Source organism: Streptomyces sp. NPDC047081 (genome assembly GCF_040643775.1).
In the GTDB taxonomy this organism is placed as follows: domain Bacteria; phylum Actinomycetota; class Actinomycetes; order Streptomycetales; family Streptomycetaceae; genus Streptomyces.
The window spans coordinates 16,950-28,600 of record NZ_JBEYUY010000038.1; the positions used below are offsets into that span (position 1 = coordinate 16,950).

The 11,651-nt window shown below is 72.0% G+C and carries 9 protein-coding genes; 6 read left to right on the forward strand and 3 right to left on the reverse strand.

The features are described from left to right. Positions 1 to 146: 146 nt before the first annotated feature. The 3 genes from ABZ848_RS43405 to ABZ848_RS43415 all read left to right on the forward strand — a co-directional run bounded on the left by ABZ848_RS43405 (position 147) and on the right by ABZ848_RS43415 (position 4,860). Positions 147 to 1,550, forward strand: a complete 1,404-nt coding sequence (locus ABZ848_RS43405; RefSeq protein WP_360841061.1) for an MFS transporter — start codon at positions 147 to 149, stop codon at positions 1,548 to 1,550. A 180-nt stretch (positions 1,551 to 1,730) separates the two neighbouring features. Next, positions 1,731 to 2,090 carry a metalloregulator ArsR/SmtB family transcription factor gene (locus ABZ848_RS43410; RefSeq protein WP_242764369.1) on the forward strand — a complete coding sequence of 120 codons (360 nt, stop codon included), beginning with the start codon at positions 1,731 to 1,733 and terminating at the stop codon, positions 2,088 to 2,090. Further along, positions 2,050 to 4,860, forward strand: a complete 2,811-nt coding sequence (locus tag ABZ848_RS43415; protein ID WP_360841063.1) for an HAD-IC family P-type ATPase — start codon at positions 2,050 to 2,052, stop codon at positions 4,858 to 4,860. Before ABZ848_RS43410 ends, ABZ848_RS43415 begins: the two co-directional genes overlap by 41 nt. A 175-nt stretch (positions 4,861 to 5,035) precedes the next feature. Here the strand turns inward: ABZ848_RS43415 and ABZ848_RS43420 are convergent, their stop codons facing one another. Further along, the gene (locus ABZ848_RS43420; RefSeq protein WP_360841065.1) at positions 5,036 to 5,518 is read right to left on the reverse strand and encodes a DUF6114 domain-containing protein; all 483 of its coding nucleotides are present in this window, start codon (positions 5,516 to 5,518) and stop codon (positions 5,036 to 5,038) included. Further along, a complete protein-coding gene (locus ABZ848_RS43425) occupies positions 5,518 to 6,189 on the reverse strand; it encodes a DUF6230 family protein (RefSeq protein ID WP_360841066.1) in 672 nt (223 codons plus the stop codon). Before ABZ848_RS43425 ends, ABZ848_RS43420 begins: the two co-directional genes overlap by 1 nt. A 649-nt stretch (positions 6,190 to 6,838) precedes the next feature. Between ABZ848_RS43425 and ABZ848_RS43430 the strand changes: the two genes are divergently transcribed. Continuing rightward, positions 6,839 to 7,492, forward strand: a complete 654-nt coding sequence (locus tag ABZ848_RS43430; protein WP_360841067.1) for a Tat pathway signal sequence domain protein — start codon at positions 6,839 to 6,841, stop codon at positions 7,490 to 7,492. A 33-nt stretch (positions 7,493 to 7,525) separates the two neighbouring features. Here the strand turns inward: ABZ848_RS43430 and ABZ848_RS43435 are convergent, their stop codons facing one another. Further along, positions 7,526 to 8,452: a lytic polysaccharide monooxygenase gene (locus ABZ848_RS43435; protein WP_360841069.1), complete on the reverse strand. Its 927-nt coding sequence runs from the start codon at positions 8,450 to 8,452 to the stop codon at positions 7,526 to 7,528. Positions 8,453 to 8,793: 341 nt separating this feature from the next. Here ABZ848_RS43435 and ABZ848_RS43440 point away from each other — a divergent pair, with 341 nt between their 5' ends. Together ABZ848_RS43440 and ABZ848_RS43445 are read left to right on the forward strand one after the other, a co-directional pair. Continuing rightward, positions 8,794 to 10,584, forward strand: coding sequence for a S8 family serine peptidase (locus tag ABZ848_RS43440; protein ID WP_360841071.1), 1,791 nt, complete (start codon positions 8,794 to 8,796; stop codon positions 10,582 to 10,584). A 389-nt stretch (positions 10,585 to 10,973) separates the two neighbouring features. Beyond that, complete coding sequence (locus tag ABZ848_RS43445; RefSeq protein WP_360841073.1) at positions 10,974 to 11,621, forward strand: ScbR family autoregulator-binding transcription factor; 648 nt, start codon at positions 10,974 to 10,976, stop codon at positions 11,619 to 11,621. Positions 11,622 to 11,651: the final 30 nt, after the last annotated feature.

The window sequence follows — 11,651 nt, forward strand, 5'->3', positions numbered from 1 at the left end:
CGGCCTAGCGCGGTGTCGGATTCCTTCGGATCACCCGCCTCCCATGGCGGAAACCCTCGATCGGGCGGTTCTGGCTGGAGCGAATTCCCTTCCTTCTCGGACGCTGTCGGCACGTCGGGAGAGTCGGAGAGAGGGAAGGGGAAACCATGACCACCGAGCGAGTCGTGTCGCCGCCGGGCCGGGCCGCGTTCCCGGGGCGGTGGGTCGCGCTGGTCGCGCTGTTGCTCGCGGAGGCGATGAATCTGCTGGACGCGACCGTCGTACAGGTCGCCGCGCCCGCGATCCACGCGGACCTGGGCGGGGCGGTGTCGGACGTGCAGTGGTTCGGCGCCGCGTACACGCTGCCCTTCGCGGTGCTGCTGGTGACCGGCGGGCGGCTGGGGGACATCGCGGGGCGGCGCCGGGTGTTCGTGTGCGGGGTCCTGGGCTTCGCGGCCGCGTCCGTGGCCTGCGCGCTGGCGCCCGCGCCCGGGGTGCTGATCGGTTTCCGGGCGGTGCAGGGAGCCGCCGCGGCCGTGGTGATCCCGCAGACGATCGGCCTGATCAAGGCGATGTTCGACGGTACGGAACTGTCGCGGGCGCTCGGCAGCATCGGACCCGTGATGGGACTCGCCGCCGTCTGCGGGCCGGTGCTCGGCGGGGTGCTGACCCATGCCGACCTGTTCGGTTCGTCATGGCGCGCGGTGTTCCTGGTGAACGTCCCCGTCGCCTGCGCGGTCCTCGCCCTGGCGGCACGGCTGCCGGAGAACCGGGCCCCGCACCGGCCGACCCTCGACCCGACCGGCACGGTGCTCGTGTCGGCCGGCACCGGGCTCGTCGTCCTCCCGCTGATCGGCGCCGACCTGACGGCGATGCCGGCCCGCGACTGGGCGACCATGGCGGCCGGGCTCGCGGTGCTGGCCGTCTTCGCGGTCCACCAGCGCCGGGTGGCCGCCGCGGGGCGCAGCCCGCTGGTGGAGCCGGGCCTGTTGCGGCGGACCGGCTTCACGGCCGCGCTGGTGACGTCGACGGCCTTCTTCGCCACGACGACCGGACTGACCACTGTGGTCGTCCTCCAGCTCCAACTCGGCGCCGACACGGCCGTGTTGGCGGCCGGACTGAGCCTGGTCCCGTGGTCGGTGGGGCTGGCCGCCGGGTCGTGGGTGGCGGGCGCGCATCTGGTACGGCGGTACGGGCGCCGCCTGATGTACGCGGGGCTCGGCGTGCTGCTGGCCGGAATCGGGGGCGGCGTGGCGGCGTACGCCGCTGCGGGACCCGGCGCGTATCCACGGGCACTGCTGCCGGCGCTCGCGGTGATCGGCCTGGGCGCCGGCTTGTTCAGCCCCTCCTTCTTCACCCTCGCACTGGCCCCGCTCGGCCCTCGGGAGATCGGCTCCGCGGCCGGACTGCTCAACGCGGTCCAGCAACTCGGGGCAACGCTGGGGGTGGCGATTCTCGGAAGCGTCTATCTGCACGACGCGGGGAGCGCGGAAGGGGCGTTCTGGGTCGGGGCGGGCCTGGTGGGGGTTGCGGGGGCGGGTGCTCGGGCGATGGGGAGGGAGACGGGCTGAGGCTTCACGACCGGGTGCCGGGCGCGCCGCGGTCCCCTGCCTCACCCGCGCGAAGACGCCCGACGGCTCCCCTCCCCGCAGAGCCGCTCCCTTCTCCCACCCCCTCTAGACTGGTGCGGCCCTTACGACGGCGCGCACCGACCGCGCGAGGGGGCGGCTCGGACAAGGAGGACAACAACCGTGGCGGCAGCCGGCAGTGGCTTCGAGGACCCCTCCGCCGACGTGCTCGACCGCGCGGCCGCGGCCTTCGGACTGCTCGCCTCGCCCGCCCGGCTGCACATCGTCTGGGCACTGGCCCAGGGCGAGAGCGACGTCACCGGCCTCGCCGAGCGCGTCGGCGGTGCGCTGCCCGCCGTCAGCCAGCACCTCACCAAGCTGAAGCTGGCCGGCCTGGTCCGCGCCCGCCGCGAGGGCCGCCGGCAGGTGTACTTCGTCGACCCCGACGACCAGGCGGCCGTCGTGGACGTCGTACGGCTCATGGTGGGCCGGCTCTCCGACCATGCCGACGCCATCCCCTCGCCGCGCCTCCGTGGCCTCTGAGCCCGGCTCCGGCACCCATCTGCAGGTGCTGCGCCGGCTCGACACGGGCCTGCGCGGGCTGACCGACGCCGAGGCCGCGGCCCGGCTCGCGGAGCTCGGCGAGAACGTCCTCCCCGAGCAGCGCACGCCCTCCTGGACCCGCCGCAGCGTCCGCGGACTGCGCGACCCCTTCACCGCCGTGCTGTTCTGCCTCGGCCTGGTCTCCGCCGCCGTCGCCTCCTGGGGCACCGCCGCGGTGATCCTCGCGCTGGTCGCGGTCAGTTGTGTGCTGCGGGCGAGCGGGGAGCACCGGGCCGACCGTTCCATGGCGGCACTGCGTGGCCTCGTCGCCGGCACGGCCACCGTGCTGCGGCGCGGGGAGACCGGACAGACGCCCCGCGAGATCCCGGTCGCCGAACTGGTGCCGGGCGACGTGATCAGGCTCGGGCCGGGAGACCTGGTCCCCGCGGACGTACGGCTGCTGCGCGCCCGCGGCCTCACCGTCCACCAGGCCGCACTGACCGGGGAGACGGCACCGGTCCCCAAGACCGCCACCGACACCCCCGACTCCTCGGCCGAGGGCCCCTTCACCGAGCCCCACCTGTGCTTCCAGGGCAGCGGCGTGGCAACCGGCAGCGCCACCGCGGTCGTACTGGAAACAGGTGCGCGGACGCGACTGGCGGCGCCGTACGCACGGCCCGGACCGTCGAGGGGCCGCCGGGGCGGACAGCGCGTGGGGGTCGCCTCGCCCCGTTCGCAGGCCAGCGCCTTCGACGATTCCGTGCACGGGATCTCCTGGGTGCTGATCCGGTTCATGCTGCTGACTCCGCCGCTGGTGCTGATGGCCGGTGCGGCGTTGCGCGGGCGGGGGCTGGAGACGCTGCCGTTCGCGGTGGCGGTGGCCGTCGGGCTGACGCCCGAGATGCTGCCGGTCATCGTCACCAGCTGTCTGGCCCGCGGCGCCACGCGGCTCGCCCGCGGGCACGACGTGATCGTCAAACGGCTGCCCGCCCTGCACGACCTCGGCGCGGTCGACGTCCTGTGCGTGGACAAGACCGGCACCCTCACCGAGGACCGGCCGGTGGTCGTACGTTCCCTCGACGGCACGGGGCAAGACGACCCGGACGTGCTGCGCTGGGCCGCCGTCGGCGCCTGGTGGACCCTCCAACTCGCCGAACTGCCCGCTCCGGACGCGCTCGACGAGGCGCTGCTGGAGGCGGCGGGAGCGGTCGGGGAGGAGTACGACGGGGTGGGCGCCGCGCCCTTCGACCCGGTACGGCGCCTCGCCACGGCGGTGGTCCGGGGCCCCGGCCTGGGCTCGCACACGGTGATCGTCAAGGGCGCCGTGGAGGACGTACTGGAACGGTGCGAGCTGGAGCCGACGGAACGGGACCGCCTGCTCGCCCTGGCCGCGCAAGAGGCCGAATCGGGCGTACGACTCCTCGCCCTCGCCACGGCCGAACGCCCCGCCCGCCCCCGCGACCACGCCCCCACCGACGAATCCGGCCTCACCTTCCGAGGCCTGATCACCTTCCACGACGCCCCCGCCCCCACAGCCACGGAGGCCCTCCGCACCCTCGCCGCACTCGGCATCACAGTGAAGATCCTGACGGGCGACCACCCCGCCACGGCGGCCCGGGCCTGCCGTGAGCTGGGGGTGGAGCCGGGGGAGGTGCGGACGGCGGCGGATGTCTTTGCGGGGGCTGCGGGGGAGGGCGGAGCGGGGGCGAACGGGGGTGGGCGTGCGGAGGTGGGCCTGGGCTGCGGTGCGGAAGCTTGTCGGGGTGAGCACGCGGGAGGCGCCGAGGGCTGGGGTGTGGGAGCTGGTGCGGGCCGTGGCGCAGAGGCCGACGAGAGCTGTCGCGCGGGGGTCGGTGCGGGCCGTCGCGTGGGGGTCGGTGCCGGGCGGGGTGCGGTGGGTTTGGACGAGACCGTCGTCGTCGCCCGATGCACCCCCGAGGACAAGGCCCGCCTCGTCGCCGGGTTGCGGGCCGCCGGGCGCACCGTCGGGTTTCTCGGGGACGGGGTCAACGACGTGCCCGCGCTGCGGGCCGCCGACGTGGGGATCGCGCCGCGCGGGGCCGTGGACGCCGCCCGGGAGAGCGCCGACGTCGTGCTCGCCGCCAAGGACCTCACCGCCATCGGGCACGCCGTCACCGCCGGCCGTCACAGCAGCGGCAACATCGCCTCGTATCTGCGCGTGACCCTGTCCTCCAACCTCGGCAACGTCCTCGCCATGCTCCTGGCCGGCCTGCTGCTGCCCTTCCTGCCCATGCTCCCGGCCCAGGTGCTCGTGCAGAACCTGTGCTTCGACGCGGCCCAGCTCGCCTTCGCCTACGACCACCCGGGCCCCGCCGCACTGCGCCGCCCCGCCGGGCTGCGACCCCGGGCGTTCCTCAGGTTCATCACCGGCTTCGGCGTGCTCAACGCGATCGCCGACCTCGCCACCTTCGGCGTCCTCGCGCTCTCGCTACGCGGCTCGGACGCCCTGGACGACCAGTCCGTCTTCCACTCCGCCTGGTTCACCGAGAACCTGCTCACCCAGGCCCTGGTGATGCTGCTCCTGCGCACCGGCCGCAGCCTCGCCGAGGGCCGTGCACCGGGCCCGCTCGGCTGGGCGGCCGCCGCCCTCGCCACCGTCGGGCTGCTGCTCCCGCCGACCCCGCTGGGCGCGGCCCTGGGCATGACGACCCTGCCTGCCGCGTACCACCTCCTGCTCACCGTCGTCCTCGGCCTGTACGCCCTCGCCCTGCTCGCGGCCAGGGCGTGGTACGAGCGACGACGGCCATGACTAACGGGCGTACGCGTAACGGGCGTGCACGTAACTGGCGTACGGCACAACGACGTTCGGCCGACCCGCCGGATCCGCGGCCCGCACAAGGCGGCACACGAACCCGACGGACCGGCCCGAAGAACACAGCGCGTCCGGCCGAAGCGGCAGAACCAGCCGAACCAGCCCAACCGGCCTACAGCTGAACGGCCTCCGCCGTCCCCGCCGCAGCCCCGTCGGAACCAGCGGCCTCCGCTGTCTCCGCCGCCTCCATCCGCGCCGCCTTCTTCCGCTGCCTCTGGCTCACACGCGGCCCCTGGTCCGGAAGCCAGCCGAAGATCATGCAGCTGCCGACCGCTCCTAGGAGCAGGCCGATGAAGAAGCCGCCGAGGTTGGAGGTGAGCCAGGTGCCGAGGGAGGCGCAGATGCCGATGATCGAGTAGAAGAGCCGCTGCCCGGGGCTGAACAGTGTCAGCAGCCCGCACAGCACCATCACTCCCGGCAGCAGATAGCCCGCCAGGCCCTGCATACCGATGTGCATGACGACCTTCAGCGAGGCCTTCTCGGTGAACAGGATCTCCGCCCCGCCGAGGGTGAGCAGCAGCCCGCCCCAGAACGGCCGAGCGGCCCGCCAGTCGTGGAAGGCGGGCCGCACGCCTTGCTTCGGGGTGCCCGACATCAGCAACCCGAGTCGCTGAAGCTGAGCTTCAGGCCCGGAAGCTTGAACACCCCAGCGGTCGTCGCGTAGTTGGTCTGCCGCAGGTTGTCGATGTGCACCGTGTCGGCCTGCTGGCTGAAGACACCCTTCGGACCCTTGACGCCCGCCTTGGTGAGCGTGCTCGCGTCGTTGCCGATCTCGATGTTGTTGAACGAGGCGTCACCGGACAGCTCGGTCGAGTCGGTGGTCAGATCGGTCGCCTGCACCTTCGACGAGCCGCTGCCCGCCTTGATGAGCAGGTTGGTGCCGCCGAGGTCCACGCTCTGGCAGAGGCTGTCCAGCGTGGCGCTCTTGATGGCGGAGGTGACGATCAGCACCTGGCCACCCGTGTCACCCGCGTTCGGGCTGTTGTCGATCATGCTGTCGAGCCCGCCGAACTGCTCGAATCCGGTGCCGTCGAGCGATTTCGCGGTGACCGTGAACGGCATTCCGGAGATCGAGAAGGAGACGCCCAGCGCTCCCTCGGCGGTCATGATCGCGAGGCCGGCGGCGACGGCGACGGCGGGCACCGCCATCACCGCGGCACGGCGAAGCCGGACCCGCCCGCCTCTGGCGGGGTCGGCTGAGGAACCGCTTTCTGGGTTCCCTTGGGTCTGGTCGGCGGACGAGGCCATTTCTGCTCCCATGTGCATAGTCAGTGCGGGTTGGGCATCAGCGGCACGTTGTCCTGGCGCGGACAGCGGAACTGCGGTGGGCACGGACACCTCACGACTCCCGGCGGACGCAAGGGCTTTCTCCGTACTCAGCAGTAGCCGTGGGGGAAGTTACCCGTGGTTACTTTTATGGGTCAAGGGAGTTGTGAAAAAAGGATGTTGATTGTGTGTCAGCTGTGGCGGGAACGCTGCGGTCAAGGCGGGCGCGACTCTTGAACGATCGTCAACTCCCTTTCGACACCTTGACGTTGACGGACACTCAGGTCTAGAACTGCCCCTGGCTTCCCCCCGATCCGTGGCGCCGGATCAAGCCACGCGGCACTGCCCGCGTCTCCCGGACCCCTGTAGTCCAACGCGGGCGCTTCAGCCGCTCGTCACACACCCTCCACGGCCCGGCACGGGCACTTCCCCCCTGGTCCGCGCCGGGCCGCCTGCCCCGCCCGGCCTGCCGACGGCTCCCCCCACGGGTCTGCGGCCGGTCACCGGCGGGTCGTCGTCGCCGGCCCGTGGCGCACGGAGAAGGCGTCACGGGCCGGCAACGGCGGACGCCCCGCGGCGTCCACGCGCCCTCTGCGGCCCCCTCGTTCCATCAACCCTCGGCCCCCCACTTCGAAAGAGGTACTCACGCATGCGCACTCGCACCCTCCTCACCCTTGTCGGCGCCGTAGCCGCCCTCTCCATCCCCGCCGCCGTCCCCGCCTCGGCGGCCGACACCCCGGTCCTGACCACCGGTTCGGTCGGCGGAACGGCGGTCGCGGTCGGCGACGTCCTGACCGCCCCGCTGGCCAGCGGCACCAGCGCCACCCTCTACTCCAGCGCGACCGGCACCAGTGGCGTGAAGTGCACGTCCTCGACGTTCACCGCGACCGTCACCGACAACCCCACGGCGCCGGGCACCGCCACCGAGTCGGTCGGCGCGCAGACCTTCGACAGCAGCAGCTGCACCAGCAACGTCGTCGGTGTCCTCGGCGTCAGCAGCATCACGGTCGACAACCTGCCGTACACCACCACCGTGGCCTCCGACGGCACCCTCACGGTCACCCCGGCGAGCGGTTCCACCATCCAGACCACGGTCAAGCTGACCACCCTGCTGGGCAGCATCACCTGCGTCTACCAGGCCGCCAGCCTGGCCGGCACGGCCAGCAACGACGACGCCAGCATCAACTTCACCAACCAGGCGTTCACCAAGACGTCCGGCTCGTCGCTGTGCTTCAGCGCCGGCTACTTCACCGCCAAGTACGCCCCGGTGACCGACAACGGCGCGACGGTCTACGTCAACTGACCTTCGTAGAGCCGTAGTTCGGCGTCGACCCGGTCAGTGTCGACGCAGTCGCAGAGCCAGGGCGGCGCCGCCGGTGAGCACCAGCACGGCGGCGGCGCCGCCCGCCAGCAACGGCGCCGACGGACCCGACTCGGCGCTCTCGGTGGAGGCGACCGGAGTGCTGTCGGGGTTCGACGGCGCCGCGGTCGCCTCCGCCGACTTCTGCTGTGCTGGCGAGGCCGGGGTACGGGTCTTCTCGGCCGTCGGGGAGGGTGTGCTGCTCGCGGTCTTCTCCTTGCCGGCCGCGGTCGTCGCGGACGGCTCGGCGGCACTGCTCCTGCCGCCCGGGAACACCACGTCCGAGCAGGAGTAGTACGTGTCCGGCGTGCTGCTGGTCTGCCAGACCGTGTAGAGCACCTGGCGTCCTGTCCGGTCCGACGGGAGCTTCGCGGTGATCCGGTACGCGCCGTTCGTCAGCGCCGGGTCCTTGACCGAGGCGAAGGGCTGCGTGGGCAGTTCGGACCAGGTCAGCGGCTTCGTCGGGTCGTAGCCGGGCTTGGTCAGATACAGCTTGAACGTGCCGGTGTGCGGGATCGTCGAGGCGTACTTCATGGTCAGCGTCGCGCCCGGGGTCAGGTTCGTCGCCGGCCAGTCGGCGCGGGCGAGGTCGAGGCCCTTGTAGGCGGGCAGCCCGCCGCTGCACAGCTTCCCGTCCGGAATCGTCTGCCGGTCCCGGCCGTTCACGTCCGCCACCCGGATGTTGTCCCAGAAGGTGAAGGGCTGTCCGTTGGCGGCGACCGCAGCCTTGCAGGCCGCCGTCTTCGCGTCGGCCCCGCCGTCGGGGGAGCAGGCGTACGCCCGGCTGACCGGGTCCGTCGGCGCGCCGTGCGCCTGCGCGATGCCCGCCGCCCACAACGGCAGCAGGAACGGGGTGACGAGGGCGGCCGCCAGGGCGGTGCGGTGTGCGGTCTTCCGGGACATCCGGAGGCCTCCTCGGCCGACGGGGGTACGGGGTGCTCCCGAGGAGTACGGAGCACGGACCCGGCGCGTTCACCGCGTGACACTCGGCGTGAAGCGGGGCATACGAGGTCAACCGAGCGGCGGGGAGGGGGAGTTTCCGGCCGGATCTAGGGTTTCCCCTGTATTCGCATGACCGTCTCTTTGCCTATCGTTCCAGCACAGCTGACCCACAGGTAACCCCGAACGGGTCCGGCTCGCGCCTGGCCGGCCGACGCGCCGCGTTCCGCACCCCCCGCCGCTTCGACGACGAAGCGATTCCCGCCGCTCCGCGCTGCCCGGAGCCGGCCACGAAAGGCACGCCCGTGCGTACACCCCCCAGCGGACGGAAGCTGATATCCGTCGCCGCGGCCTCGGCCGCCCTCATCACCGCGGCCACGGCCTCGGTCGCCGTCGCCCAGGAAACCGCGACCCGGCAGGCCGCCGTCCCGGCCGCCCTCACAGAGGCCGCCCCCGGCACCCCGGCCGAGCGCCTCATCGTCGGCTACAAGTCCGGTGCCGCCGAGGCGAAGTCGGACAAGGCCGCCGCGGCCGACGCCGCCGCCAAGGGCGGGGACGTCGACTTCCGGCGCCGCCTCGGCACCGGCGCCGCCCTCGTCGACCTGGGCGAGAAGGCCACCCGCGCCCAAGTCGCCGACGTCGTCGCCGAGTTCAGAGCCGATCCGCAGGTCGCCTACGTCGTACCGGACCGCCTCAACACCCCGCAGGCCGACCCGAACGACACCGAATACGCCAAGCAGTGGGACCTCTACGAGTCCACGGCCGGCATGAACGTGCCCGGCGCCTGGCCGACCTCCACCGGCACCGGCGTGACGGTCGCCGTCATCGACACCGGTTACGTCACCCACTCCGACCTCGCCGCGAACATCGTCGGCGGCTACGACTTCATCGCCGACACCGCCGTCTCCGTGGATGGCGACGGCCGCGACAGCAACCCCGCCGACCCCGGCGACTACTACGCCGCCAACGAGTGCGGCTCCGGCATCCCGGCCTCCAACTCCTCCTGGCACGGCACCCATGTGGCCGGCACCATCGCCGCCGTCACGAACAACAACAAGGGCGTCGCGGGCATCGCGTACGGCGCGAAGATCTCCCCGGTGCGGGTGCTCGGCAAGTGCGGCGGCTACGACTCCGACATCATCGACGCCATCACCTGGGCGTCCGGCGGCAGCGTCTCCGGCGTGCCCGCCAACTCCAATGTCGCCAAGGTCATCAACATGAGCCTGGGCGGCGACGGGGCGTGCACCACGGCGACGCAGAGCGCCATCAACGCCGCCGTCGGGCGCGGTACGACGGTCGTCGTGGCCGCGGGCAACGACAACGACAACGTCGCGAACCACTCGCCGGGCAACTGCAACAACGTGATCTCGGTGGCGGCCACCAACCGCACCGGCGCGAAGGCCTCGTACTCCAACTACGGTTCCCTGGTGGACATCTCGGCGCCGGGCGGCCAGACCAGCACCGGTACCGCGAACGGCATCCTGTCCACGCTGAACTCCGGCACCAAGACGCCGTCCTCGGAGTCGTACGCCTACTACCAGGGCACCAGCATGGCCACCCCGCACATCGCGGGCCTGGTCGCGCTGATGAAGTCGGCGAACTCCTCGCTCACCCCGGCCCAGATCGAGACCGCCATCAAGAACAACGCCCGTGCGCTGCCCGGCAGTTGCTCGGGCGGCTGCGGTGCGGGTCTGGCCGACGCGGCGAAGACCGTGGCGGCCGTGGCCTCCTCCGGTGGCACGACCGGCGGCACCACCTTCTCCAGCACCACCGCCGTGGCCGTCCCGGACAACGGCTCCGCGATCGAGTCGCCCATCACCGTCAGCGGCCGCAGCGGCAACGCGCCCTCGACCCTGCAGGTCGGCGTCGACATCACCCACACCTACCGCGGTGACCTGGTGATCGACCTGGTCGCCCCGGACGGCACGGCCTACCGCCTGAAGTCGGCCAGCTCCTCGGACTCGGCCGACGACGTCAGCACCACCTACACGGTGGACGCGTCCAGCGAGACGGCCAACGGAACCTGGAAGCTGCGGGTCCAGGACACCGCCGCGCAGGACACCGGCACACTGAACAGCTGGCGGCTGACCTTCTGACACCGGCCCTCCCGCCCCGCCGCTGTCACCCACGTCGCATTGAAAGCCAACCGGTTGCCTCGTACGCTAAAGCACACGGGTACGGATCAACGCTGCTGACTGGTCTGTCAATTGCGCTGCGGGGCGGAGGGAGGGTTACACGTGTCCTCGGTCACCGTGGGTCCTGTTTCCCTCCCTCACCGGCCGAGCGGCGCTCTTGACGACGACGCCCAAGCCCCTTGTTTCCCAAGGGACTTGGGCGTTTTCGGTGGTCGCCCTCGAAGTCGCCGGACGGTGAGATATCGTGTACGGGGAGTGAGAAGTCGGCGGCATCGGTCGTTCTTTCCAGTCCAGGGGGGTTCAATTCCTTCCTACGAGTGTTCGGTTCCGGTCCCAGGAGAGTCCAGTCGATGGCGAGGCAGTTACGGGCCGAGCAGACCCGCGCGACGATCATCACAGCCGCAGCAGACCTGTTCGACCGTCACGGCTACGAATCGACCAGCCTGAGCGACATCGTCGAGCACGCCCAGGTCACCAAGGGTGCGCTGTACTTCCACTTCGCGGCCAAGGAGGACCTGGCGCACGCCATCATGGAGCTCCAGTCCCGCGCCTCGCGCGAGGTGGCGAGCGAGCTGGACGCCCGCGGCTACTCCTCGCTCGAAACGCTGATGCGGCTCACCTTCGGCATCTCCCGGCTCTCCGTCGAGGGCCCGATCCAGCGCGCCGGACTCCGCCTCGCCACCGGCCCGGTGGAGGTGCGGCCCCCGCTCGCCCACCCCTTCACCGAGTGGCGGGACATTGCCATCCGCAAACTGCACGGCGCCGTCAAGGAATCCGACGTCCACCCGGACATCGACATAGAGGCCACCGCGCACGCCCTCGTCAGCTGGTTCGTCGGCACCCGCGTCGTCGGCCGCACCCTGGAGCCCGTCGCCCGCCAGCCCCGCCGGGTCGCCGAGATGTGGCACGTCATGATCCGAGGCCTGGTCCCGGTAACCCGCCGCGCCCGCTACCTCAACCTCGCGGCCCACCTGGAGCGGGAGATCAGAGCGGTCTGAGGCGGGCCGTGGGGCGGTGGGGCCGTCCGG

Coding starts and splice junctions, on each gene's coding strand:
- ABZ848_RS43405 (WP_360841061.1), top strand. CDS start 147: ATGACCACCGAGCGAGTCGTGTCGCCGCCGGGCCGGGCCGCGTTCCCG.
- ABZ848_RS43415 (WP_360841063.1), top strand. CDS start 2,050: ATGCCGACGCCATCCCCTCGCCGCGCCTCCGTGGCCTCTGAGCCCGGC.
- ABZ848_RS43420 (WP_360841065.1), bottom strand. CDS start 5,518: ATGTCGGGCACCCCGAAGCAAGGCGTGCGGCCCGCCTTCCACGACTGG.
- ABZ848_RS43425 (WP_360841066.1), bottom strand. CDS start 6,189: ATGCACATGGGAGCAGAAATGGCCTCGTCCGCCGACCAGACCCAAGGG.
- ABZ848_RS43430 (WP_360841067.1), top strand. CDS start 6,839: ATGCGCACTCGCACCCTCCTCACCCTTGTCGGCGCCGTAGCCGCCCTC.
- ABZ848_RS43435 (WP_360841069.1), bottom strand. CDS start 8,452: ATGTCCCGGAAGACCGCACACCGCACCGCCCTGGCGGCCGCCCTCGTC.
- ABZ848_RS43445 (WP_360841073.1), top strand. CDS start 10,974: ATGGCGAGGCAGTTACGGGCCGAGCAGACCCGCGCGACGATCATCACA.